This window comes from Luteimonas terrae (genome assembly GCF_004358165.1).
Classification (GTDB): domain Bacteria; phylum Pseudomonadota; class Gammaproteobacteria; order Xanthomonadales; family Xanthomonadaceae; genus Luteimonas; species Luteimonas terrae.
This window is the reverse complement of record NZ_SMTG01000004.1, coordinates 264,031-287,111: the sequence shown is the minus strand read 5'-3', so window position 1 is coordinate 287,111 and position 23,081 is coordinate 264,031. Positions and strand designations below refer to the sequence as shown.

Sequence of the window (23,081 nt, the reverse complement as noted above, 5' to 3'; positions counted from 1 at the left end):
CCGGCGTCGCGCTACTTACGGAGAGTGCCGAACATGTTCGACAAGCTGTCGCGGAGCTGGGATCTGGTGAAGGCGAGCGCCGCGGTGCTGCGCTCGGACAAGGAGCTGATGCTGTTCCCGATGCTCTCGGGGCTGGCCACGCTGGCGGTGCTCGCGACCTTCGTGCTGCCGCTGTTCGCGCTGCGCGTCTTCGAGCACGGCATCGGCGTCGCCGGCCTGCTGCTCGCCTTCGTCTTCTACTTCTGCCAGTACACGGTGATCGTGTTCTTCAACTCGGCGCTGGTCGGCGCGGCGATGATCCGCCTCGACGGCGGCGACCCCACGCTGTCCGACGGCCTGACCGCGGCGAAGCGCCGGCTGCCGGCGATCCTGGGCTATGCGGCGATCGCCGCGACCGTCGGCGTGCTGCTGCAGTCGCTCAAGCACAAGGAGAACAACTTCCTCGTGCGCCTGCTCGGCAGCGGCCTCGGTGCGGCGTGGACGCTGGCGACCTTCCTGGTGGTGCCGGTGCTGGTCAGCCGCGACGTCGGCCCGATCGACGCGCTCAAGCAGAGCGTGGGCCTGCTCAAGCGCACCTGGGGCGAGAACGCGATCGGCAACGTGGGCATCGGCGCGGCGTTCGGCCTGTTGACGATGCTGGCGGTGCTGATCGGCGTCGGCCTGACCTTCATCGCCCTGCAGACCTCGGTCGTGCTGGGCATCGCCATCGGCGTGGTCTGCGCGCTCGGCGTGCTGCTGCTGGGCGTCTACCAGGCCGCGTTGACCGGCATCTACTCCGCGGCGCTGTACCGCTATGCGATCTCGCACGAGGTGCCGGCGGGCTTCACCGGCGCGCAGCTCGCGCACGCGTTCGAACCCAGGCGCTGAGGCCTACAGCGAGCGGCCACCGTCGAGGCGCAGCACCTCGCCGGTGGTGAAGCCGCCGCGCAGCAGCCACGCCACCGCATCGGCGATTTCCCCGGCGCTGCCGAGCCGTGCCAACGGCGTCGCTTCGAGAATCCGCGCCTGCACGGCGGGGTCGGCGCCGTCCTCGGGCCACAGGATCGCGCCGGGCGAGACCGCATTGACCCGCACCTCGGGCGCCAGCGCGATCGCGAGGCCGCGGGTCAGGCCGAGCAGCGCGGCCTTCGACGCAGCGTAGGCGACGAGGTCGGCGCGCGGGCGTTCGGCATACAGATCGCCGATGTTGACGATCGCACCGTGCGTGGCGCGCAGCTGCGGCGCCGCCGCCTGCGCCAGCAGGAAGGGCGCACGGGCATTGGTGGCCATCAGCGCGTCGAATGCGGCGGCGTCGGTCGTCTCCAGTGGCGTCGGCGCGAACGCGGCCGCGTTGTTGACCAGCGCGTCGAGCCGGCCGAAGCGCGCGACCGTGGCCGCGACCAGGGCCGGCAACGCGGCGGCGTCGGCGAGGTCGGCCTGCAGCACGCAGGTGCTGTCCGGACGCGCGGCATCCAGCTCGGCGGCGAGCGCGTCGGCCTCGCCGCGCGAGCGGTGGCAGTGCAGGGCGAGCACGTAGCCGTCGGCATGCAGCCGGCGCGCGATGGCCGCGCCGATGCGGCGGGCGGCACCGGTGACGAGGGCGACGGGCGCGGCGTTGGGATCGGGCATGGGGCGTCACGGATCGGCAGGCCGCCACCTTACGCCAGCGGCGCTAAGCTCGTCGCGTGGGCGCACCGGACGTGCGCTGCAGGAGACCGGCATGACCATGCCTTACGCCATCGATGCGATCGATCACGTCGTGCTGCGCGTCCGCGATCTGGAGCGCGCGGTCGCGTTCTACGTCGACGTCGTCGGTTGCCACATCGCCCGCCGCCGCGACGACCTCGGCATGGTCCATCTGCGCGCCGGCAGCTCGATGATCGATCTGGTGCACACCGCTGGGCGGCTCGGCCTGCGCGGCGGCGCGGCGCCCGATCCCGGCGCCCGCGACGTCGACCACGTCTGCCTGCGCATCGCGCCTTTCGACGAAGCTGCGCTGATCGCGCACCTCGCCGCGCACGGCGTCGCCCCCGAAGGCCCGGCCGAATCGAACTACGGCGCCCGGGGCGACGGCGACTCGCTGCGCTTCGCCGATCCAGAAGGCAATGTCGTGGAGCTCAAAGGCCGGCGCTGACGCGGGCGTTGCGGACGCCTCGCGTATTCTGGGCGTCGCACTTTCCGAGAACACCCGATGTCCGTTGCCGCCCCGTCTCCGTCCGAGGACGCACTCGCCCACAGCGCCGAGCTGCGCGCGCTGATCCATGCGCAGATCGAGGACGCCGGCGGCGCGATTCCGTTCTGGAAGTTCATGGAGCTGGCGCTGTATGCGCCTGGTCTGGGCTACTACAGCGCGGGCGCGGCGAAATTCGGCGCCGCCGGTGATTTCGTCACCGCGCCCGAGCTCGGGCCGCTGTTCGCCGAATGCATCGCCGAGGCGGTGGCTCCGGTGCTGCAGCAGATCGGGCGTGATGCGCAGTTCTTCGAGATCGGCGGCGGCAGCGGTGCGTTCGCCGGCGATGCGCTGGCGCATCTCGCAGCGCTCGGCGCCGTGCCGGCGCGTTACGCGATCCTCGAGCCGAGTGCCGATCTGCGCGATCGCCAGCGCACGCATCTGCAACAGCGCCTGCCGGCGGATCTGTTCGCGCGCGTCGAATGGGTCGACGGGCCGATGCCGGGCGACTGGCAAGGCGTGCTGTTCGCCAACGAGGTCATCGATGCCTTGCCGACGCCACGCTTCGTGATCGGCGAGGGCGAGGTCTACGAGGAGTACGTCACCCGCGACGGCGACGGCTTCGGCCGCACCCTCCATCCGGCCGACGCGCTGCTGGGCTCGGCCGTGCGTCATGTCGAGCAGCAGCGCGGCGCGCCACTGCCCGATGGCTACCGCTCCGAACTGCTGCCGCAGCTGCCGTACTGGGTGCAGGCGGTGGCCGGCGGCCTGACCCGTGGCGCGATGCTGTTCATCGATTACGGCTACACGCGTCGCGAGTTCTACCGCGACGACCGCGACGCCGGCACGCTGCGCGCCTTCCATCGCCACCAGGTCACCGGCGACGTGTTCGCGCTGCCGGGGCTGCAGGACCTCACCGCGTCGGTGGACTTCACCGCGCTCGCCGAGGCCGGCACCCATGCCGGCTTCGACTTCGCCGGCTACTGCAACCAGACCTCGCTGCTGCTGGGCAACCGGCTCGAACAGCGGCTCGCCGCGCACGAGGAACGCGCTGCCGACGAAGCCGCGCGCTACGCGCTGCGCCAGCAGGCCAAGCGACTCACCCTGCCGGGCGAGATGGGCGAGGCCTTCCAGGCGATCGGATTCGCGAAGGATGTCGACTTCGATCACGCCTTCCTGATCGGCGACATGAGCCACCGTCTGTGAACCTGCCTGCATGACGCGACGCCCGCGCTTCGGCCGGTCGCTCAAGCCGCTGCGACATCCGCGATGGTGGAGCGGGCTGTGGATCGCGGCGATCGCGATCGTCGTCGTGCTGTCACTGGCGCCGTCGGTGCCGATGCCGGACGTGCCCGACGGCGACAAGCTCGGCCATCTCCTCGCCTACTTCGCGCTCGCCGCATCGGCGGTGCAGTTGTACGCGCGCTGGCCGGCCCTGCTCGGCGCCGGCATCGGACTGGTGCTGCTGGGCATCGGACTGGAGTACGCGCAGGGCGCGCTGACCGACACGCGGATGCAGGACCCCGCGGATGCGCTGGCCAACACGCTCGGCGTGATCGCCGGGCTGGCGACGCGGCTGACCCGGATGCGCGACCTGCTGCTACGCATCGACGGCGTCGACAGGCCGCGATGAACCCGCGGCACCGCCTGGCGTCGATTGGCCGATAATCGCGATCGATCCCACAACGCGCCGACCATGTCCAACGCCTCTTCCACGACGTCCACAAGCGCTCCGGACACTCGCTTCCGCGACGACGCCCGCCTGGCATTCGCCCGCGAGGCGACCGGCGACCCGACGCTGGTGCTCGATCGCGCGTCCATGGACGCCGGCTTCCGCAGCTACTGGCGTGGCACCGCGCTGGGCATCTCGCGCATCGTCATGGATTCGCCGCCCGATCTGGAGGACGTGCGGCCCTGGCTGCAGATCCGCGATCTGCTGGAAATGCACGGTGTGCGCGTGCCGCACGTGCTCGCGCGCGACGTCGAACGCGGCTTCCTGCTGCTCGAGGATCTCGGCGGCGAGACCTGCCTGCAGGCGCTGGCGCAACTCGAGCCCGATGCGCTGATGGACGCCGCGTTCGACCAGCTGGTGCGGGTGCAGGCCGTCGTGCCGCCGCCCGCGCTGCCGGCATACGACGAGGCCATGCTGCGGCGGGAGCTGGCCCTGTTTCCCGACTGGTTCCTGGGCCGCCATCTGGGCGTGACCCTGTCCGATGACGAGCGTGACGGCTGGGACAGCGTGCAGGCCTACCTCGTCGCAGCGATGCTCGCCCAGCCGCAGGTCTTCGTGCATCGCGATTTCATGCTGCGCAACCTGATGCCGGTCGAAGGCGGCGTGGCCGTGCTCGATTTCCAGGACGCGGTGGTCGGTCCGATCGCCTACGACCCGGCCTCGCTGCTGCGCGATGCCTTCCACAGCTGGCCCGAGGCGCAGGCCGATGCGTGGCTGGCGCAGTGGCATGCGCGCGCGTCGTCTGCGGGGCTGCCGGTGCCGGCACTCGAGCGTTTCCGCACCGATGTCGCCCTGACCGGCGTGCAGCGCCACCTGAAGGTCATGGGCATCTTCGCGCGGCTGCACCATCGCGATGCCAAGCCGAAATACCTGACCGACGTGCCGCGCTTTCTGGCCTACCTCGACGCGGTGGTGCCGTTCCACGCCGCGCTTGCGCCGCTGGCCGCGTTGCTCGACCGGCACGTGCGTCCACGCCTGTTCCTGAGCTGATCGTCCCGGTGCCCGCCATGCCCCAGACCGTGATCCCGCAGCTGCGCATGACCGACGCGACGCGCAGCCTCGCCTTCTACGCCGCGCTCGGGTTCACGGTCGACTGGGAACACCGCTTCGAGGCCGGCCTGCCGCTGTTCGCACAACTCACGCGCGAGGGGCAGACGATCTTCCTCAGCGGGCACGCCGGCGACTGCGCGGTCGGCGGCGCGGTCTACTTCAAGGTCGATGACGTCGACGCCTGCGCGCGTGCGTTCGAAGACGCGGGCGTGCCGATCCTCCACGCACCCTGGGACACCGACTGGGGCACGCGCGAGATGCTGGTGGTCGATCCCGACCACAACCGCCTGCGCTTCGCCCGGCACGATGACGGGGCCGCCGGATGATCGACCTGTTCGCGAATGCGCCGCAGCCCGTCCAGGGTATCCGCACCGGCATCGGCGGCTGGACCTTCGCGCCGTGGCGCGACAATTTCTATCCCAAGGGTCTGGTGCAGAAGCGCGAGCTGGAGTACGCCAGCCGGCATCTGACCGCGATCGAGATCAACGGCACCTTCTACGGTGCGCAGAAGCCGGCGACGTACGCGAAATGGGCCGAAGAGACGCCCGAAGGCTTCGTGTTCTCGCTGAAGGCGCCACGCCACATCGTCGGCGCACGCGCGCTGGCCGGCACGGCGAAGCAGATCGCAGGGTTCGTGGACGGCGGCATCGGCGAACTCGGCGACCGGCTCGGCCCGCTGCTGTGGCAGTTCGCGCCGCAGCGCCGCTTCGATGCCGATGATATCGAGGCCTTTCTCGCACTGCTGCCGGACCAGGTCGATGGCCTGCCGCTGCGACATGCGGTGGAAGTCCGGCACCCGTCGTTCCGGAGCGAGGCCTGGCTGCGCCTGGCCCGCGCACGCGGCGTCGCGACGGTGTTCACCGATTCGCCCGACTACCCGTCGTTCGCGGATATCACCGGCGACTTCGTCTACGCGCGCCTGATGTCGAGCCGCGAAGACCACGCGCAGGGCTATCCGGGCCTGCAGCTCGATGCCTGGGCCAAGCGCGCGCTGCAATGGTCGGCAGGCGACGCGCCTGCCGATCTGCCGTATGTGGGTGCGCGCGACGCCGCAGCGGCGAAGCGGCGCGACACTTTCGTGTTCTTCATTTCGGCCGCGAAGGCGCGCAATCCCGCCGCGGCAATGGCCTTGCAGCAGCGGCTCGAAGCGGCCCGCTAGCTCGCGCGCGTTTGCGCGATCGCCGCGATGCGCGCCTTGCGCAGCGCTTCGCCGATCGCCGGTCCGCTGATGCCCTCGCTGGCCAGATCGCGTGCGTTGATCGCCAGCGCGGCGGCATGCCCGCGGCGCAGGATGCCGGCCTGCGGATAGGCGTCGTCGGCGCTGCCGAGGCAGCCGCGCTTGTCGCATTCGCAGACCAGGGCGAGCTGGTCGATGCGTGCCGGCTTGCGGAAGCCGTCGCAGCGGGCGATCAGATCGTGCAGGGTCGCGTCGCGCAGTTCGGCGATGCGGTGCACGTTGAGATGTTCGCGGCAGGCGACGATCGCAAGTTCGCGGTACGCGGCCGGCACCTTCAGCCGCGCGCACAGCGCTTCGAGCGGGGCGATGCCGGCGTGCTCGTGGCCGACGTGGCGCGGCAGCCTGTCGACCGGCGTCAGCGCCTTGCCCAGATCGTGGGTCAATGCGGCGAAACCGATCAGCGCATCACCGGGCGCCAGCCGCGCGGCCATGTCGACGACCATCTCGACATGCACGCCGGTGTCGACTTCCGGATGGAACTCGGCGCGCTGCGGCACGCCGTAGAGCGCGTCGACCTCCGGCAGCACGACCGCGAGCGCGCCGCAGTCGTGCAGCGTGCGCACGAATGCAGAGGGCTGCGCCGACGCGAGCGCGCGCGCGAGTTCCTTCCACACGCGCTCGGGCGTCAGCGCTTCGAGTTCGCCGGCCTCGACCATGCGGCGCATCAGCGCCATCGTCCCGTCGGCGACGGTGAAGCCCAGCGGCGCGAAGCGCGCCATGAAGCGCGCGGCGCGCAGCACGCGTAGGGGATCCTCGGCGAAGGCGGGTCCGACGTGGCGCAGCACGCGGGCCTCGATGTCGCGCACGCCGCCAAACGGGTCGGTCAGCCTGCCGTCGGCGCCTTCGGCGATCGCATTGATGGTGAAGTCGCGACGGCCGAGATCGTCCTCCAGCGTCACCGACGGATCGGCGTCGACGACGAAGCCGCGATGGCCGCGGCCGGACTTGCGCTCGGTGCGTGCGAGCGCGTGCTCTTCCTGCGTCTGCGGATGCAGGAACACCGGAAAATCCAGTCCGATCGCGCGGAAGCCGGCGGCTTCCATCGACGCCTGCGTCTCGCCGACGACGACCCAGTCGCGGTCGCCGACCGGCTGGCCGAGCAAGCGGTCACGCACCGCGCCGCCGACGAGATGGATCTCCATCGCGAGGTCAGGCCGGGCAGGCGAAGCGCTTGTTCCGCTGCGCCGGCGCGCCGCGCATGCGCGGCTCCAGCGGCGCGGCCTGGCCGTACATGCGCCAGTCGTAGATCACGCTGAAAGCCAGCACGCGCGCGACGTATTCGCGCGTCTCGCGGTAGCTGATCGTCTCGATCCAGATGTCCGGGTCCATGTCCGGACGCTGTGACAGCCAGCGCCCCGTCGGCGTCGGCCCCGCGTTGTACGCGGCGATAGCGACGTAGGGCAGCGTGTACATGTCCTTCTTCTCGCGCAGGTACGCGGTGCCGATGGCCACGTTGGTCGCCGGATCGTAGAGGCTGTCCGGCCCGCCGTAGGCGATGCCGAGGCGACGCGCGACGGCGGCGCCGGTGGCCGGCATCACCTGCATCAGGCCGCGGGCATCGGCCGGCGAGCGCGCGTTCGGATTGAAGGTGCTCTCGGCGCGGATCTCGGCCGCGACCCAGGCCGGGTCGAGGCCCTGACGCTGCGACTCGCGTTCGATCAGCGCCTGCTGGGTCAGCGGGAAGCGCAGCGTGTACAGTCGCGACTCTTCCGGCTTGCGACCGAGGCCGAACACGCCTCGGTCGTACCAGCCGCTCTCCTGTGCGACCTGCACCGCGATGCGGCGCTGCGCATCGTCGAAGCGTTCGAGCGCCGCGCTCCATTCGCGTGCGGCCCAGCCGGGCCGGTCGATGCGGTACAGCGCGAGCGCGCGCGTGAGGCCAGGATCGGCGGCGACCTTCGCGCGTGCATCGTTGGTCGGCGCATGGTCCAGCGGGCACAGCGCGTAGGGCTGGTCGACGCGGTCCGCGGCGAGGAAGCCGTGGAAGTCGGAGCTCTTCGCCGCCTCGCGGAACAGCGGGGTCGCGCCGGCGCGGTCGCCGGTCAGCTCGGTCGTGCGCGCCTGGAACCAGGTCCAGCGCGACTGGCCGCGCTGCGAGGCGCCCATCTTGCCGATCGCAGTGCGTGCCGCAGCCCAGTCCTTGCGCGCCAGCGCCTCGCGCACGCGCCATTCGTGCAGGCGCTCGTCGTAGGCGCTTTCGGGCACGCTATTGAGCAGGCGCGCCGAGTCGGGCAGATAGGACGCGACCGTCCACAGCGCGGCCTGGTAGAGCACGCGGCCGTTCTCGGTTTCGCCGAAGTCCAGCGCCGCGGCGAGCGCCGGCAACTGCTGTTCGGCGGCCAGCGGGTCGTCCTTGGCGAACTTCGCCAGACCCTGCGAGGCGACCAGACGGCTGCGCGCGGTCTTCGGCCATTGCGCGGCACGCGCGTGCGGCGCCTGCATGTAGTCGGCGTAATCGTTGGCGAGCGCCTGCTGGCCGGCGGACATGCCGCGCGCGATGGTGCGCATGACGCCGACGTCCCACTCGGCGGCGGCCAGATCGAAGCGTTCCCAGCGCAGCGCGTCGTCGAGCCCGCCATTGGCGGCCAGCGTCGCGAACGGCGCGTCGCATTCGTTCGGCAGCGACTTGCCGCTGCTGCGCCACAGCGCCTGTGCATCGCGCGTCCACTGCGCATCGGTCGCGCCGGTCCGCGCGCGTGCATCGAGTTCGATGCAGCGCAGGGTGGCATTGCTGATGCCCGGAACCCAAGCCGCGCGCACCGCCGTCCATTCCTGCCGCTTGGCCAACGCCCGCAGCCAGCCTTCGCGGAATACCTCGGCGACCGGCGTGCCCTTGTGGCGTTCGAGGAAGTCGCGACCCTGCGCGATCGGCAGCGTGTCGAGATTGCGGCGCAGCGTCGCCAGTTCCAGCCAGGCCGCGGCCGGATGCGACTGCAGCGACGGCGACACCGGCTGGCCGCGCTCGGCCGCCTGCATCGCGGCGCGGAACGCGGCGTCGTCGTTCGACTGCGCGGATGCGCCGAGCGGCGACAACGCGAGGAGCGCGGGCAGCAACAGCCGGCGGACGCGTCGGTGCAGGGACGTGATCGGAGCGGAAACAGCGGGCATCTGCGGCATCGGCACGGGCATGTCGAGGATGGCGGCCGACTATAGCGGAGGCGGGCTGAAGCGCTCTTTCGCACGGTGCCGCGTTCAATGCAGGCGTGCGCGCCGGGCCCTGCGGCAGGCACCGATTAGAATGACGGCCCCTCCCGTCCGGTCCCGCGCACATGATCACTCTCGGCACGCCGCTGTCCCCGTCCGCCACCCGCGTGCTGCTGCTCGGTTCGGGCGAGCTGGGCAAGGAAGTCGCGATCGAGCTGCAGCGCTTCGGCGTGGAAGTGATCGCCGCCGACCGCTACGTCGATGCACCGGCGATGCAGGTCGCGCATCGCAGCCACGTGCTCGACATGCTCGATCCGGCCGCGCTGCGCGCGCTGATCGCCAAGGAGCAGCCGCATCTGGTGGTGCCCGAGATCGAAGCGATCCACACCGATACCCTGGTCGCGCTGGAGCAGGGCGGCCTCAACGTGGTGCCGACCGCACGCGCGACACGCCTGACCATGGACCGCGAAGGCATCCGCCGCCTCGCCGCCGAAACGCTGGGCCTGCCGACTTCGCCCTACCGCTTCGTCGACACGCGCGAGGAATACCGCGCCGCGATCGAGGCCGTGGGCCTGCCGTGCGTGGTCAAGCCGGTGATGTCGTCTTCGGGCAAGGGCCAGAGCACGGTGCGCAGCGAGGCCGACATCGATGCCGCATGGGACTACGCGCAGACCGGCGGCCGCGCCGGCGCGGGCCGCTGCATCGTCGAGGGCTTCATCGACTTCGAATACGAGATCACCCTGCTGACCGTGCGCCATGCCGGCGGCACCGCGTTCTGCGCGCCGATCGGACATGTGCAGATCGCCGGCGACTACCGCGAGAGCTGGCAGCCGCAGGCGATGTCGCCGGCCGCGCTGCAGGCCGCGCGCGATGTCGCGCGCGCGGTGACCGACGACCTCGGCGGGCGCGGCGTGTTCGGTGTCGAACTGTTCGTGAAGGGCGACGACGTGTGGTTCTCGGAAGTCTCGCCGCGTCCGCACGACACCGGCCTGGTCACGCTGGCGTCGCAGGATCTCAGCGAGTTCGCATTGCATGCGCGCGCGATCCTCGGCCTGCCGATTCCGGTCGATGCGGATGGTGTGGTGGCGCACGGCACCGCGGCGTCGTGTGCGCTGCTGGCGCAGGGCACGGGCGTGCCGGTGTTCTCGAACATCGGCGCCGCGCTGCAGTCGCCCGACAGCGCGCTGCGCCTGTTCGGCAAGCCGCGCGTCGAGGGCCAGCGCCGCGTCGGTGTGACGCTGGCGCGCGGCGCGGACGTGGAGACGGCACGCGCGACGGCGCGCGAGGCGGCGGCTGCGATCACGATCGAGTGGACCTGATCGGGCACGTGAAGTTTTCGCCGATCTGGAATCGAGCGCGATCCAGCCCCTTCCCCCGCGCGCGGGGGAAGGTTGGGATGGGGGCAAACGTTCCGATAGCGGCGTTGTCGGATTTCGGGCAGCGCTGTTCGCACGAACCTCTTTTTCAGTGCGACCTGAAGGTTCGCCCCCACCCAACCCTCCCCCGCGCACGGGGGAGGGCTTTTTCTCCACGCGCGCATGCAGACCTACGCGCTCGTGTCGAAGCGGGCCACGCATGCTGACCTGGTCCATGCTCTGCTTCCCGCTGCTCGGCGCCGTCGCAGGCATCCTCGCGGGACTGCTCGGCATCGGCGGCGGCATCGTGCTGGTCACCGCGCTGGTCTGGCTGTTGCCGCTGTACGGCGTGCCGCAGGACGCGGCGATGCATACCGCGCTCGCGACCGCGCTCGCCAGCATCATCCTGACCGGCCTGTCCTCGGCACGCGCGCATCATCTGCGCGGCAGCGTGCTGTGGCATTCGGTGGCGTGGATGCTGCCCGGCGTGCTGCTGGGCGGCTGGCTCGGCAGCTGGCTGGCGGTGCTGCTCGACGGCGACGTGCTGCGCTATTGCGTGGTGGCCTACTGCGGTGTCGTCGGCACGCAACTGCTGCTGTCGCGCACACCCGAGGCCAGCGGCGATGCCGTGGTGCCGACCGGTCCCGGCCTGTCGGGCGCCGGTGTCGGCATCGGCGCACTGTCGTCGATCGTCGGCATCGGCGGTGGCGGCATGACGGTGCCGCTGCTGGTGTGGCTGGGCGTGTCGCCGGTGCGTGCGGTCGGCACGTCGTCGGCCTGCGGCGTGTTCGTGGCCTTCGCCGCGGCGGCCGGTTACGCGTTGCAGGCGCCGGCCGATGTGGTGCCGGGCGTGTCCTGGGGCTATGTCTACCTGCCGGGCGCGATCGGCATCGCGCTGGCCTCTGTGTTCGCCGCGCCTTACGGCACGCGGATCGCGCATGCGATCAGCGGCGCCACGCTCAAGCGCGTGTTCGCGCTGTTCCTCTATCTGGTGGGTGCAAGCCTGCTGTTGCTCTGACATCTGCTGACGGATTGCCCATGACCCGGAACATTCCCGCGCCCATCGCCGACCTCGCCTCGCGCATGACCGCTTGGCGCCATCGCATCCACGCCTGGCCGGAACTCGGCTTCGAAGAGGAGCGCACCTCGGCGCTGGTGATCGAGGAACTGCGCGGCCTCGGCCTGGAGGTGCACACGGGTCTCGGCGGCACCGGCGTCGTCGCGGTGATCGACAGCGGCAAGCCGGGTCTGTCGATCGGCCTGCGCGCGGACATGGACGCGCTGCCGATGGACGAACAGAGCGACCTGCCGTTCCGCTCGCAGCGTCCCGGCGTCGCCCACACCTGCGGCCACGACGGGCACACCTCGGCACTGCTGGGCACGGCCGCGCATCTGGTCACGCATCCGCCGGCTACCGGCCGCGTGGTGCTGATCTTCCAGCCGGCCGAAGAGGGCGGGCGCGGCGCGATCCGGATGATCGAGGACGGCCTGTTCGCGCGTTGGCCCTGCGACGAGGTCTACGCCTTCCACAACATGCCGGCGCTGCCGAGCGACCGCGCCAGCGTACGCAGCGGTGCGACGCTGCAGTCGCTGGCGGTGTTCGAGATCGCGATCGAAGGCGTCGGCGGTCATGCGGCCGCGCCGCATCGCGCCAACGATCCGCTGCAGGTCGCCGCGCGGCTCGCGGTCGACATTTCCGCCATCGTCGGTCGCCACATCGATCCGATGGAAGCGGCGCTGATCAACGTCGGCTCGCTGCAGGCCGGCACCACGCACAACATCATTCCCTCGACCGCATCGCTCAGCGGCACGATCCGCGCGCTGTCGAAGGACGTGCACGAGGCGCTGCTCGAGCGCCTGCGCGCGCTGTGCGAGGGCCATGCGCAGATCTCGGGCTGCAGTATCGATCTGCAGATTCCGCATGCGTGCCCGCCCTGCGTCAATGCGCCCGAACAGGCGGCGCTTGCGGCCGAGGCGATCGGCGACGTGCTCGGCGCCGCGAACGTCGCGACCGACCTGCGCGCCTATCCGTTCTCCGACGACTTCTCCTACATGCTCGAACAGTGGCCCGGCGCCTATCTGTTTCTCGGCATGGACAGTGCGATGTGCCACCACCCGACCTTCCGCTTCGACGACGGCCTGCTGCCGGTCGCGGTGGCGGTGTTCGACCGCATCGTGCGGCGGCGTCTGGGCTGATCGGACGGCCCGTGGGAGCGCGCTTGCGCGCGATCCTGGCACGACCCCTTCGCGCGCGAGCCCGCGCCCACATAAGCTATGTCGCGCACCGTGGGCCGACCGGGGTGCGCCGACTTTCCTGCGAGTGCACCATGTCCCAGCGCGACTGGGTGGCCCAGGCCATCCGCAAGATCGAAGCCGACTTCAATCGCTCGGCCGACACCCATCTGATTCCGTTGGCGCTGCCGGGTTTTCCGGGTATCGACGTCTACCTCAAGGACGAATCCAGCCATCCGACCGGCAGCCTCAAGCACCGGCTCGCGCGCTCGCTGTTCCTCTACGCGCTGGCCAACGGCTGGCTGCACGCGGGCAGCACGGTGGTCGAGGCGTCGAGCGGGTCGACCGCCGTCTCGGAAGCCTATTTCGCGCGCCTGCTGGGCCTGCCCTTCGTCGCCGTCATGCCAGCCTCGACCTCGCCGGAGAAGATCGCCGCGATCGAATTCCACGGCGGCCGCTGCCACCTCGTGCCCAGTGCCTGCGGCATCGGCGAGGCCTCGCAGCAGCTCGCGCGCGAGACCGGCGGGCATTTCATGGACCAGTTCACCTACGCCGAACGGGCGACCGACTGGCGTGCGAACAACAACATCGCCGAGTCGATCTTCAAGCAGATGGCGCAGGAAGCGCATCCGGTGCCGCGCTGGATCGTCTGCAGCGCCGGTACCGGCGGCACCAGCGCGACGATCGGCCGCTACGCCAGCTATCGCGGCTACGACACCCGGGTGCTGTGCGCCGATCCGGAGCACTCCGCGTTCTTCGATCACTACGCGCGCTGCCGCGACGGCCGGACCCCGCACGGCGACATCGCCGCGGCGCCGCCATCGCGCATCGAAGGCATCGGCCGCCCGCGCGCCGAGGCGAGCTTCATCCCCGGCTGCGTCGACGCGATGCTCAAAGTGCCCGACGCGCTGAGCCTCGCCGCGATGCGCTGGACCAACACGCGGCTGGGCCGGCGCGTCGGCGGTTCCACCGGCACCAACATCATCGGCGTGCTGCACGCCGCGCAGGCCATGCGCGCAGCGGGCGTGACCGGCTCCATCGTCACCATCCTCTGCGATGGCGGCGAGCGCTACGCGCACAGCTACTACAACCCCGATTGGTACACCGCACAGGGCTTCGACATGGACGCGGCGGACATCGCGATGCGCGCCTGCGCCGAGCAGGCGGCCGCGCTGCCGCCGATGGCCTCGGCCGGCGACGTGGCCGGCTGAGTAGTGCGGTCAAGCTGGGGTTGACCCCAGGTGCGGCGAGGTTAACGATTCGTTACAACCTGACTGCCGGCGGCATGGGGGCACCGGCAGACCTTCCGCACCACTGGAGTACTGCCCATGATCCCGATGCCCCGCCACCGGCTGGCCGCCGCCGTCCAGCTGTCGATGCTGCTCGCGCTGCCCGCCGCAGCGAACGCCCAGACCGCCGCCAGCGAACCGGAAGCCCGCACGCTCGACACCGTGCAGGTCACCGGCAGCCGCATCCGCAAGGCGGAGATGGAAACCGCAGTGCCGGTGCAGGTGCTCTCGCGCGAGGACATCGACCGCAGCGGATTCACCTCGGTCGCCGACATCGTGCAGAACCTCACCGCCAGCGGCGCGGCGCTCAATACCAAGTTCAATTCCAGCGGCAACTTCGGCTTCCCGCCCGACGGCGGCGGCGTGGGCGCGGGCGCGGCGACGGTCGATCTGCGGCACCTCGGCGCCAAGCGCGTGCTGGTGCTGGTCGACGGCATCCGCTGGGTCAACGAATCGTCCGGCTCCGGCGTGGGCTCGGCAGTGGACCTCAACACGATTCCGCTGGCGCTGATCGACCGCATCGAGGTGCTCGAAGACGGTGCGTCGTCGATCTACGGCTCCGACGCCATCGCCGGCGTGGTCAACATCATCACCAAGCGCGAGGCCGACGGCGGCAGCCTCGACCTGCATTACGGCGAGTACGACGACCTCGGCGGCCAGACCTGGGGCGCCGACCTGGGCTGGGGCGGCGGCACCGAACGCGCGCAGTGGTTCCTCGGCGCCTCGTACTACAAGCAGCGCGAGATCGCGTCCTCGAAGTTCGCCAACGCGGCGGTACCCGTGCCCGGCACGGGCCTGTCCAACGGCAGCTCGGCGACGCCGTCGGGACGTTTCATCTTCGAGGACCCGACCACCGGCGAGACCGTCGACCTGACGCCCAATGCCGGCGCGACTTCGCCGGTCTACGATTCCACGCAGACCGGCTGCACGCGCACCGACGACTTCCACTGTTTCGGCACTGCGGACCGCTACAACTTTGCGCCGAACAACCTGCTGCTCACGCCGTCCGAGCGCAAGTCGGTGTTCGGCCAGGTGCGCTTCGAGTTCACGCCGCAGATGTCGGCCTATGCGCGCGTGCTCTACAACGAGCGCACCTCGTCCAACCAGGCCGCGCCCGAGCCGATCTTCCTCGGCACCGATGCCGGCGTGTACAACCCGTACGCGGAGAGCACGCTGACGATTTCGGCGCTCAATCCCTTCAATCCCTTCGGCTTCGACCTGACCACCGAGGGCGACAGCCCCAACCTGTTCCTGCTCGCGCGGCGTCCGGTCGAAGGCGGCCCGCGGCGCTACACCCAGGACGTCAACACCTGGTACGCGGCCGGCGGTCTGGAAGGCACGTTCCAGGTTGGCGTGCGCACCTGGAACTGGGACGTGAACCTCGTCCGCAGCCAGAGCCGCGCCGAGCAGACCAATACCGGCAGCTACAACATCCGCCGCATCAACGAGGCGCTGGGCGATCCGGCCGTGTGCGCGACGATCGCCGGCTGTGTGCCGCTGGACCTGTTCGGCGGCCCGGGCACGATCACCCCGCAGATGCTGGCCTTCATCCAGCCGGTGGTGCGCGACGAAAGCCGCAACGCGCTGACGCTGGCCTCGGCCAACGTCACCGGCGACCTGTTCGAGATGTGGGCCGGACCGCTGTCGTTCGCCGCCGGCTACGAATACCGCAAGTACGAGGGCAGCTACACGCCCGATCCGATCACAGTGGCCGGCGAATACAACGGCGTGCCGTCGGGCATCACCCGCGGCGAGTACGACGTCAACGAGGCCTATGCGGAGTTCAGCGTGCCGCTGATGCGCGACGGCGCGTTCGGCGAGATGCTCGACCTGAGCATCGCCGGCCGCTATTCGGACTACTCGACCTTCGGTGGCGAGACGACCGGCAAGGTCGGCCTGCGCTGGCAGCCGGTCGACGAGATCCTGTTCCGCATGAGCTACGCCGAAGGCTTCCGCGCGCCGTCGATCGGCGAGCTCTACGGCACGCTCAGCCGCTTCGACGCGACTCTGGTCGATCCGTGCTCGGGTGCCGCCGTGCCGTCACCGGCCTGCGCCGCCGACGGCGTGCCGCCGGGCTACACGCAGACCAACTCGCAAATCTCGGTCGTCACCTCGGGCAACGCGAACCTGCAGCCCGAGCACAGCCGCAGCCTGATGATCGGATCGGTGTGGAGCCCGTCGTTCGCCGACGAGGTGTCGTGGTCGGACCGTCTCGATCTGGGCGTGACGTTCTATCGCCACCACATCACCGACGCGATCCAGGCACCCGATGCGCAGGCGATCCTCGAGCGCTGCATCGCCACGCGCGATCCGTTCTCCTGCGATTCCTACGACCGCAGTGATCGCGGCCAGATCATCCGTTTCGACGACATCCTGGCCAACCTCGGCACCATCAAGACCGACGGCTGGGATTTCACCGCCGCGTGGACGCTGCCCGAGCGCGACTGGGGCCGCCTGCGCTTCGATGCCAAGACCACTTGGGTCACGCGCTACGAGCTGGCCAACGAGACCGGCGCGCTGGAACCGCGGCGCCCGGGCGTCGAGGTCAACAACAGCGCGATTCCCGAGTGGAGCGGCACGCTGGTGACCGACTGGACCCGCGGCCCCTGGTCGCTGGCCTGGACGGTGCGCTACATCGACAGCCTCGTCGAATCCTGCGGCGGCGCCAACGGTTTCCCGATCTGCGACGACAGCGACAACGACGTCAACGGCCTCGGCGCGACGACCTATCACGACCTGCAGCTGTCCTGGCGCAACACCGCTTGGCTCGACGGCGTGCGCGTCAGCCTGGGCGTCAACAACCTCACCGGCAAGGAACCGCCGGTGTGCCTGAGCTGCAGCCTCAACGGCTACGACGCGTCGACCTACGACCTGCCGGGTCGCTTCCTCTACGCGCGTCTGGGTATCGACTTCTGAAGTGGATGCCCGTCGGCTGAAACGCGCGCACCGGGCATGGCGCGATCGCACGGTTCGCCCCCACCCAACCCTCCCCCGCACGCGGGGGAGGGCGCAAGCGCGCAGCGGCTTGCACCGAGTGCAGTAGACCGAAGCCCTCCCCCTACGCGCGCGGGGGGTGAGCGCGATCCGCTCGCGCGGCGCTGCCGCGCGGATCGATCGAGCGCCCGGCGTGCTGCGCCGGGCCGGACGGGGCGGGTGGGGGCGAAGCGTGGGTCTCGCGCGGTCGCGTTCCGAGCGACCACCACCGATCGCTAGCGCCTGAGCGCAGCCTCGGGCACCTGCAGCTGCGTCGACAGTGCCAGATGGTCTGAGAACGCCGCCGGCAGCGCCTTCATGTCGACGCACTTGAGGTTGCCGGTGACCAGGATGTGGTCGATCGCCTTCTGCGGACGCCAGCTCGGGAAGGTGTGCACCGCGCAGGACGGCGGCTGCAGGCCGGTGCCGCGATAGAGCACCGACATCTCCGGCCGGTCGGAGGTGCAGTTGAAGTCGCCCATCAGCACCGCGTTCGGGTGATCGGCCAGCACTTCGGCGATGAAGGACAGCTGCGAATGCCGCGACTGCGCGCCCAGTGACAGGTGCGCGACCGCGACGACCAGGCCTTCGTCGCCTTCGCCGAAACGGCTCAGCAGCACGCCGCGGCCTGAGATGCGGCCGGGCAGGGCGTGGTTGATGACCTCGATCGGCTCGAGCCGGCTCAGCAGGCCGTTGGCGCTGGACGCGACCGCACCGACGCGGCGGTTCGGCTGGTGGGTCCAGTACTCGAAGCCGCCGCGCTCGGCGAGGTAGTGCGTCTGGTTGGTGAACCCCGAGCGCCAGCTGCCGGGGTCGGCCTCCTGCAGGCCGACGATGTCGTGGCTGCCGGCGAGCGTGGCGATCGTGTCGAGCGCGGTGCGCTTGCCGGCCGGCAGCACGTGGGACCAGCTGCGCGTCGCGTAGTCGCTGTAGCGACGCGTGCTGGAACCGGCCTGGATGTTCGCGCTGAGCACCTTGAGCGTGCGCGCGGCCTCGGTGGCCCGGGGGGCGGAACTTCCCACGACGTCGGGCGCTTACTGCGCCGCGCGTTCCATCGCGACCAGGTGGTCGGTGATGCGCAGGATGTCTTCCAGCGACTTGCCGCCGATCACGCGGTACTTGCCGTTGACGACCATGGTCGGCGTGGCGTTGACGCCGCTGCGCACGGCGAACTGGCGCGCGCGGCCCAGGTTGGCGTTGACCGCGAAGCTCTGCATCGTGCTGGTGAAACGCGCCTGGTCGATGCCGAGGCCCGCGTAGTAGGCGGCGATGCTGGCGGCATCGGCGTTCGGACGCAGCTTGCGCTCGATGTGGATCGCGTTGAACGTCGCGTCGTGGGTCTTGGCCAGCGTGCCCATCGCCTCGGAGGCGAAGAAGGCGCGCGGGAAGTTGTCGTTCGGATCGAACACCGCCGGCAGCGCGACGAAATTCACGTCGCCCGGCAGGCGCGCCTTCCATGCGTTGACCAGCGGCTCGAACGCGGCGCAGTGGCCGCACCAGTAGGCGAACACCTCGGCCACTTCCACCTTGCCGGCGGTCGCGGCGAACGGCTGGCCGCCTTCGATCTCGACGTAGTCGGTGCCGGCGACCGGCGCCGGGCCCTGCGGCGCGACGACCGGGTTGGTGTTCGGCGCGGCGGCCTCGGCCGGTGCATCCGCGGTGGGCGCCGCGGCCTCGGTGGCGGCCGGCGTGGTGGTGTCAGCCGGGGCGGCCGGTGCCGTCTGCGCCGGCGCTTCGGGCGCGGCGGCCGGCGTCGCGGCGGTGTCGGGCTGCTGGCCGCAGGCCGCGAGCAGGGCGGAAGCGAGCAGCGGAAGCAGGATGTGGCGGATCTTCATGGGGTCTCTCTCGATGGAAATCGTGCGGTGAGGCTCAGCGCGCGGCGCGTTCGCGTGCGATCAGCTGGTCGGCCACGGTGAGCAGGTCTTCCAGCCGCCGGCCCATCACCCGGTAGCGGCCGTTGATGATGAGCGTGGGCGTGCCTTCGACGCCACTGCGCACCGCGAAGGCGCGGGCGGCGTTCAGCTTTTCGGTGGTCTGCGCGCTGGTCATCGCCTCGGCGAAACGGGCCTGGGACCGCGCGCCATTGCGGGCGTAGAACGCGGCGATCGCGTCGACGCTCGCGCCGCTGCGCGGCAGCGCGGAGGTTTCGTGCACGGCAGAGAACAGCGCGTGATGGGTGCGCGCATCGAGGCGCTGCGCCTGTGCGACGAAGAAGCCGCGGGCGAAGTTGTCGTTGGCCGAGAACGCCGCCGGCAGATAGGTGAAGCGCACGTCGCGCGGCGCCTTCGCGCGCCAGGTGTCCACCTGCTTCTGGAAATGAAAGCAGTGCACGCAGCCGTAGGAGAACACTTCGACGACTTCGATCTTGCCGTCGAGCGGCTGCCAGGGCTGGCCGTCGGCGATCAGCGCGTAGTCGAGGCCCTCGACCGGCGCATGCTCCTGCGCGGCAACCGGCAGCACCAGCGACGCAGCGAGTGCGGCCACCGCCAGCAGGCGACGCCAGACGCGGGAAGGATGCGGACTCATGCAGGCACTCCGGAATGCGGACGCCGCGCCCGGCCGGTGCCGCAGGGCTGCGGCGACCGCCGTCGGCGCGGCGTGTGGGGACGGGACGCGTCGATCAAGCCGGCATGGTGCCGCAAGCGGCAGGGTGATGTCGCGTCGCGGCGCGGTGCATCACTGCGTCGCGGGCGCCGGCTCCGCGGCTTCGAGCGCCTGCTCGGCGGTCGGATCGGTCGCGGGCACGGCCTGGTCCTGGGGCGGCGTGGCCGGCGCCGGCATCGCCGCGGCCTGGGCCTCGATCGCGGCCTGCATCGCCGGATCCGGGCGTGGGTGCAGGCCCTGCATGTAGCTCGACAGTGCCTCGATCTCCTCGTCGGTCAGCGACTTGGCGACCGCGGCCATCACGTTGAACAGGTGCTTGTCGTCCTCGCTGCTCTGGCCCTCGCGGTAGGCATAGAGCCGGCCGGAGCTGTACCAGGCCTGCTGGCCGCCGACGTGCGGATAGGCCGGGCCCGGATTGCCGCTGCCAGCCGGGCCGTGACAGGCCATGCAGGCGGGAATGTCGCGCTCGGCGTCGCCGCTGCGGAACAGCTTCTGGCCGACTTCGAAGAACTTCATGCCCTTGTAGGGGCCGGCCTCGACCACCGCGTCGTCGGCGATGCCCGCGCCGCTGGACTGCTGCGCGTAATGCGCGCCGAGATCGCGCATGTCCTGCGCGCTGAGCGGCTGGGCGAAGGGCTGCATGATCGCGTTGACGCGCTCGCCGCTCTTGAACAGCGCCAGTTGGCGGGCGACGTAGCGCTCGCTCTGGCCGGCGATGCGCGGATACAGGCTGGGGTCGGCGTCGGCGTTGCCGTCGAGGCCATGGCAGGCCGCGCAGGCACCGGCGAGCTGGGCGCCCTTCTGCGGATCACCGTGCGTGGCCTTCGCCAGATCGGCGACGGCGGTGTCGCCGAGTTCGCGTGTTTCGACCGCCGGCGCATCCGGCAACGGCTGCACGGTGGACTGCGCGAACGCGACGGCGCCCACGGCAAGGATGACTAGACCGGCGATACCAAAGGCGCGGGCGTGGCGCATTGCTGAGCTCCGTGATCTTCGACACCACGTCCGGGTGGGGCCGGCCGCAAGTCCCCGGATTATGTTGGGCACCGCCGGGTCGGTCAAACCGCAGTCGGGCAGGGCGGCGCCCGTCGTGCCAAGCTATCGCGATGTCGAATCCCTTTGCCCGCGCCAATTACCTGTTGGCCGCACACACGCCGCAGCAGCTGCCTGCCGACGGCGGCTTCGAAGTCGCCTTCGCCGGTCGCTCCAATGCCGGCAAGTCCAGCGCGCTCAATGCGCTGTGCCAGCAGAACGCCCTCGCGCGCGTGTCCAAGACCCCCGGCCGCACCCAGCAGCTGGTCTTCTTCGCGCTGCCGCCGCACGAGAACCGTTTCCTCGTCGATCTGCCCGGTTACGGCTACGCCAAGGTGCCGCGCGACCTGCAGGCGCACTGGCAGGCGTTCCTGGCCCGCTATTTCCGCGAGCGCGAGGCGCTCAAAGGGCTGGTCGTGGTGATGGACATCCGCCACCCGCTCAAGGACTACGACCGCCAGATGATCGCGTTCGCGGTCGAGCACGGCATGCCGGCGCATGCGCTGCTGACCAAGGCCGACAAGCTGGGCCGCGGCGCGGCCGGCAACACGCTGCAGGCGGTGCGCAAGGAACTGCAGGCGCTGCACGGCGACAAGGTCAGCGTGCAGGTGTTCTCCGGCGAGTCCAAGGTCGGCGTCGACGAGGCGCGCAGCGTGATCGCGAACTGGATGGAGATGGGGCCGCGCACGCCGGTCCGCGCGTCCTGAGCACGGCTGGAACGCTGGCGATGCACGGGCAAGACGCCCGGATGGCGGGTCCGCGCTTATAGTGCGCGCTTCGCGTCGCGGCTCTCCGTGCGCCCCTTCCAGAGCCGTCCTGCGCATGTCCAGCCCCAGCCACGTCGCCGATACCCCGATCACCGACCGTGCGCAGCTGGTCGAGGTGCTCGCCTCCGGCGAGAAGCCGATCGACGCCTGGCGCATCGGCACCGAGCACGAGAAGTTCGGCTTCCGCCTCGACGATCTGCGCCCGCCGACCTTCGACGGGCCGCGTGGCATCGAAGCGCTGCTGACCGGACTCACGCGCTACGGCTGGGCGCCGGTGGACGAGGGCGGCCGCACGGTCGCGCTGCTCAAGGACGGCGCGTCGGTGACGCTGGAGCCGGCAGGCCAGCTGGAACTGTCGGGCGCGCCGCTCGAACACATCCACCAGACCTGCAGCGAGGTCGAGACGCACCTGCGCGAAGTCCGCGCGGTCGCCGACGGCCTGGGCCTGGGGTTCCTCGGCATGGGCTTCCAGCCCAAGTGGTCGCGCGCCGACATGCCGTGGATGCCCAAGGGCCGCTACCGGATCATGCGCGATTACATGCCCAAGGTCGGCGATCTGGGCCTGGACATGATGACCCGCACCTGCACCGTGCAGGTCAATCTCGACTACGCGACCGAAGCCGACATGGTGAAGAAGTTCCGCGTGTCGCTGGCGCTGCAGCCGGTGGCCACGGCGCTGTTCGCCGATTCGCCGTTCACCGAGGGCCGGCCGAACGGCTACCTGAGCTACCGCTCGCACATCTGGACCGACACCGATGCCGACCGCACCGGCATGCTCGACTTCGTGTTCGAGGACGGTTTCGGCTACGAGCGTTACGTCGACTACCTGCTCGACGTGCCGATGTACTTCTCCTACCGCGACGGCATCTACCACGACGCCAGCGGCCAGAGCTTCCGCGATTTCCTGCGTGGCGAACTGCCGGTGCTGCCGGGCCAGCTGCCGACCCTGCGCGACTGGAACGACCACATGACCACCGCCTTCCCGGAGGTGCGTCTGAAGAAATATCTGGAGATGCGCGGCGCCGACGGCGGTCCGTGGAACCGGCTGTGCGCGTTGCCCGCGTTCTGGGTGGGCCTGCTGTACGATGACGCGGCGCTGGATGCGGCCTGGGACCTGGTCCGCGACTTCAGCATGGAAGAGCGCAACGCCCTGCGCGACAACGTGCCCAGGCACGCGTTGAAGACGCCGTTCCGCAGCGGCACCCTGCGCGATCTCGCCGTCGAGGCGCTGAAGATCTCGGTCGCCGGCCTGCAGCGTCGCGCGCGGACCAATGCGCGCGGCCAGGACGAACGCGTGTTCCTCGAAACCCTGATCGAGATCGCCGAGTCGGGCGAGACGCCGGCCGAGCGCAAGCTCGCGCTGTACCACGGCCCCTGGCAGGGCGACATCGATCGCGTGTTCCGCGAGTTCGCGTACTGAGCGCCCATGTCGAAGTCCGTCGCGCGCGCCGCCGGCGAGCGCGGCAGGACTTCGAACGGCTTCGAGGGCATCGCTGCACCACGGTCACGTGGCGCTC

The 23,081-nt window shown here is 70.5% G+C and carries 21 protein-coding genes; 14 read left to right on the top strand and 7 right to left on the bottom strand.

Translation table 11 applies throughout. The features are described from left to right. The first annotated feature begins 33 nt into the window (after positions 1-33). Positions 34-867, top strand: coding sequence for a DUF6159 family protein (locus E2F49_RS10505; protein ID WP_133393838.1), 834 nt, complete (start codon positions 34-36; stop codon positions 865-867). Between the two features lie 3 nt (positions 868-870). Here E2F49_RS10505 and E2F49_RS10500 read toward each other — a convergent pair whose 3' ends face one another. Beyond that, complete coding sequence (locus tag E2F49_RS10500) at positions 871-1,608, bottom strand: pteridine reductase (RefSeq protein WP_133393837.1); 738 nt, start codon at positions 1,606-1,608, stop codon at positions 871-873. 91 nt (positions 1,609-1,699) lie between these two features. Between E2F49_RS10500 and E2F49_RS10495 the strand changes: the two genes are divergently transcribed. The 6 genes from E2F49_RS10495 to E2F49_RS10470 all read left to right on the top strand — a co-directional run bounded on the left by E2F49_RS10495 (position 1,700) and on the right by E2F49_RS10470 (position 6,090). Next, positions 1,700-2,113 carry a VOC family protein gene (locus E2F49_RS10495; protein WP_133393836.1) on the top strand — a complete coding sequence of 138 codons (414 nt, stop codon included), beginning with the start codon at positions 1,700-1,702 and terminating at the stop codon, positions 2,111-2,113. 57 nt (positions 2,114-2,170) lie between these two features. After that, complete coding sequence (locus E2F49_RS10490; protein ID WP_133393835.1) at positions 2,171-3,355, top strand: class I SAM-dependent methyltransferase; 1,185 nt, start codon at positions 2,171-2,173, stop codon at positions 3,353-3,355. Between the two features lie 10 nt (positions 3,356-3,365). Continuing rightward, entirely contained in the window at positions 3,366-3,782 is a 417-nt protein-coding gene (locus E2F49_RS10485) for a VanZ family protein (RefSeq protein WP_133393834.1), read from the top strand. A gap of 63 nt (positions 3,783-3,845) precedes the next feature. Next, on the top strand, positions 3,846-4,871 hold the full coding sequence (locus E2F49_RS10480; protein WP_133393833.1) for an aminoglycoside phosphotransferase family protein: 1,026 nt from the start codon (positions 3,846-3,848) through the stop codon (positions 4,869-4,871). Positions 4,872-4,888: 17 nt separating this feature from the next. Then, positions 4,889-5,257 carry a bleomycin resistance protein gene (locus E2F49_RS10475; protein ID WP_133393832.1) on the top strand — a complete coding sequence of 123 codons (369 nt, stop codon included), beginning with the start codon at positions 4,889-4,891 and terminating at the stop codon, positions 5,255-5,257. Beyond that, positions 5,254-6,090: a DUF72 domain-containing protein gene (locus tag E2F49_RS10470; protein ID WP_133393831.1), complete on the top strand. Its 837-nt coding sequence runs from the start codon at positions 5,254-5,256 to the stop codon at positions 6,088-6,090. Before E2F49_RS10475 ends, E2F49_RS10470 begins: the two co-directional genes overlap by 4 nt. Here the strand turns inward: E2F49_RS10470 and E2F49_RS10465 are convergent. Then, on the bottom strand, positions 6,087-7,310 hold the full coding sequence (locus tag E2F49_RS10465; protein WP_133393830.1) for a multifunctional CCA addition/repair protein: 1,224 nt from the start codon (positions 7,308-7,310) through the stop codon (positions 6,087-6,089). The genes E2F49_RS10470 and E2F49_RS10465 overlap by 4 nt on opposite strands. A gap of 7 nt (positions 7,311-7,317) precedes the next feature. Beyond that, positions 7,318-9,276 carry a lytic transglycosylase domain-containing protein gene (locus tag E2F49_RS10460; RefSeq protein ID WP_133393829.1) on the bottom strand — a complete coding sequence of 653 codons (1,959 nt, stop codon included), beginning with the start codon at positions 9,274-9,276 and terminating at the stop codon, positions 7,318-7,320. Positions 9,277-9,437: 161 nt separating this feature from the next. Between E2F49_RS10460 and purT the strand changes: the two genes are divergently transcribed. From purT to E2F49_RS10435, 5 genes are all read left to right on the top strand, one after another. Next, on the top strand, positions 9,438-10,631 hold the full coding sequence (gene purT, locus E2F49_RS10455) for a formate-dependent phosphoribosylglycinamide formyltransferase (RefSeq protein ID WP_133393828.1): 1,194 nt from the start codon (positions 9,438-9,440) through the stop codon (positions 10,629-10,631). A gap of 256 nt (positions 10,632-10,887) precedes the next feature. Further along, on the top strand, positions 10,888-11,685 hold the full coding sequence (locus E2F49_RS10450) for a sulfite exporter TauE/SafE family protein (RefSeq protein WP_133393827.1): 798 nt from the start codon (positions 10,888-10,890) through the stop codon (positions 11,683-11,685). 20 nt (positions 11,686-11,705) lie between these two features. Further along, on the top strand, positions 11,706-12,863 hold the full coding sequence (locus E2F49_RS10445) for an amidohydrolase (RefSeq protein ID WP_133393826.1): 1,158 nt from the start codon (positions 11,706-11,708) through the stop codon (positions 12,861-12,863). Positions 12,864-12,994: 131 nt separating this feature from the next. Then, the gene (locus tag E2F49_RS10440; protein ID WP_133393825.1) at positions 12,995-14,110 is read left to right on the top strand and encodes a PLP-dependent cysteine synthase family protein; all 1,116 of its coding nucleotides are present in this window, start codon (positions 12,995-12,997) and stop codon (positions 14,108-14,110) included. Between the two features lie 117 nt (positions 14,111-14,227). Further along, positions 14,228-17,104, top strand: coding sequence for a TonB-dependent receptor plug domain-containing protein (locus tag E2F49_RS10435; RefSeq protein WP_133393824.1), 2,877 nt, complete (start codon positions 14,228-14,230; stop codon positions 17,102-17,104). Positions 17,105-17,397: 293 nt separating this feature from the next. On the opposite strand, the gene E2F49_RS10430 is transcribed toward E2F49_RS10435, so the two are convergent. From E2F49_RS10430 to E2F49_RS10415, 4 genes are all read right to left on the bottom strand, one after another. Next, the gene (locus E2F49_RS10430; RefSeq protein ID WP_055251209.1) at positions 17,398-18,183 is read right to left on the bottom strand and encodes an endonuclease/exonuclease/phosphatase family protein; all 786 of its coding nucleotides are present in this window, start codon (positions 18,181-18,183) and stop codon (positions 17,398-17,400) included. 12 nt (positions 18,184-18,195) lie between these two features. Beyond that, the gene (locus E2F49_RS10425) at positions 18,196-18,996 is read right to left on the bottom strand and encodes a thiol:disulfide interchange protein DsbA/DsbL (protein WP_133393823.1); all 801 of its coding nucleotides are present in this window, start codon (positions 18,994-18,996) and stop codon (positions 18,196-18,198) included. Positions 18,997-19,030: 34 nt separating this feature from the next. Continuing rightward, entirely contained in the window at positions 19,031-19,687 is a 657-nt protein-coding gene (locus E2F49_RS10420) for a thiol:disulfide interchange protein DsbA/DsbL (RefSeq protein ID WP_133393822.1), read from the bottom strand. A 150-nt stretch (positions 19,688-19,837) separates the two neighbouring features. Beyond that, the gene (locus E2F49_RS10415) at positions 19,838-20,740 is read right to left on the bottom strand and encodes a c-type cytochrome (RefSeq protein ID WP_133393821.1); all 903 of its coding nucleotides are present in this window, start codon (positions 20,738-20,740) and stop codon (positions 19,838-19,840) included. Positions 20,741-20,871: 131 nt separating this feature from the next. Here E2F49_RS10415 and yihA point away from each other — a divergent pair, with 131 nt between their 5' ends. Together yihA and E2F49_RS10405 are read left to right on the top strand one after the other, a co-directional pair. Beyond that, a complete protein-coding gene (gene yihA / locus E2F49_RS10410) occupies positions 20,872-21,504 on the top strand; it encodes a ribosome biogenesis GTP-binding protein YihA/YsxC (RefSeq protein WP_055251215.1) in 633 nt (210 codons plus the stop codon). Between the two features lie 115 nt (positions 21,505-21,619). Next, positions 21,620-22,984, top strand: coding sequence for a glutamate--cysteine ligase (locus E2F49_RS10405; protein ID WP_133393820.1), 1,365 nt, complete (start codon positions 21,620-21,622; stop codon positions 22,982-22,984). Positions 22,985-23,081: the final 97 nt, after the last annotated feature.

Excerpts from the sequence above, each read along its gene's own strand:
- E2F49_RS10505 (WP_133393838.1), top strand. The coding sequence starts at position 34 with ATGTTCGACAAGCTGTCGCGGAGCTGGGATCTGGTGAAGGCGAGCGCC.
- E2F49_RS10465 (WP_133393830.1), bottom strand. The coding sequence starts at position 7,310 with ATGGAGATCCATCTCGTCGGCGGCGCGGTGCGTGACCGCTTGCTCGGC.
- E2F49_RS10425 (WP_133393823.1), bottom strand. The coding sequence starts at position 18,996 with ATGAAGATCCGCCACATCCTGCTTCCGCTGCTCGCTTCCGCCCTGCTC.
- E2F49_RS10435 (WP_133393824.1), top strand. The coding sequence starts at position 14,228 with ATGATCCCGATGCCCCGCCACCGGCTGGCCGCCGCCGTCCAGCTGTCG.
- E2F49_RS10485 (WP_133393834.1), top strand. The coding sequence starts at position 3,366 with ATGACGCGACGCCCGCGCTTCGGCCGGTCGCTCAAGCCGCTGCGACAT.
- yihA (WP_055251215.1), top strand. The coding sequence starts at position 20,872 with ATGTCGAATCCCTTTGCCCGCGCCAATTACCTGTTGGCCGCACACACG.
- E2F49_RS10490 (WP_133393835.1), top strand. The coding sequence starts at position 2,171 with ATGTCCGTTGCCGCCCCGTCTCCGTCCGAGGACGCACTCGCCCACAGC.
- E2F49_RS10460 (WP_133393829.1), bottom strand. The coding sequence starts at position 9,276 with ATGCCCGCTGTTTCCGCTCCGATCACGTCCCTGCACCGACGCGTCCGC.
- E2F49_RS10415 (WP_133393821.1), bottom strand. The coding sequence starts at position 20,740 with ATGCGCCACGCCCGCGCCTTTGGTATCGCCGGTCTAGTCATCCTTGCC.
- E2F49_RS10500 (WP_133393837.1), bottom strand. The coding sequence starts at position 1,608 with ATGCCCGATCCCAACGCCGCGCCCGTCGCCCTCGTCACCGGTGCCGCC.
- E2F49_RS10495 (WP_133393836.1), top strand. The coding sequence starts at position 1,700 with ATGACCATGCCTTACGCCATCGATGCGATCGATCACGTCGTGCTGCGC.
- purT (WP_133393828.1), top strand. The coding sequence starts at position 9,438 with ATGATCACTCTCGGCACGCCGCTGTCCCCGTCCGCCACCCGCGTGCTG.
- E2F49_RS10445 (WP_133393826.1), top strand. The coding sequence starts at position 11,706 with ATGACCCGGAACATTCCCGCGCCCATCGCCGACCTCGCCTCGCGCATG.
- E2F49_RS10470 (WP_133393831.1), top strand. The coding sequence starts at position 5,254 with ATGATCGACCTGTTCGCGAATGCGCCGCAGCCCGTCCAGGGTATCCGC.
- E2F49_RS10475 (WP_133393832.1), top strand. The coding sequence starts at position 4,889 with ATGCCCCAGACCGTGATCCCGCAGCTGCGCATGACCGACGCGACGCGC.
- E2F49_RS10480 (WP_133393833.1), top strand. The coding sequence starts at position 3,846 with ATGTCCAACGCCTCTTCCACGACGTCCACAAGCGCTCCGGACACTCGC.
- E2F49_RS10405 (WP_133393820.1), top strand. The coding sequence starts at position 21,620 with ATGTCCAGCCCCAGCCACGTCGCCGATACCCCGATCACCGACCGTGCG.
- E2F49_RS10450 (WP_133393827.1), top strand. The coding sequence starts at position 10,888 with ATGCTGACCTGGTCCATGCTCTGCTTCCCGCTGCTCGGCGCCGTCGCA.
- E2F49_RS10440 (WP_133393825.1), top strand. The coding sequence starts at position 12,995 with ATGTCCCAGCGCGACTGGGTGGCCCAGGCCATCCGCAAGATCGAAGCC.
- E2F49_RS10420 (WP_133393822.1), bottom strand. The coding sequence starts at position 19,687 with ATGAGTCCGCATCCTTCCCGCGTCTGGCGTCGCCTGCTGGCGGTGGCC.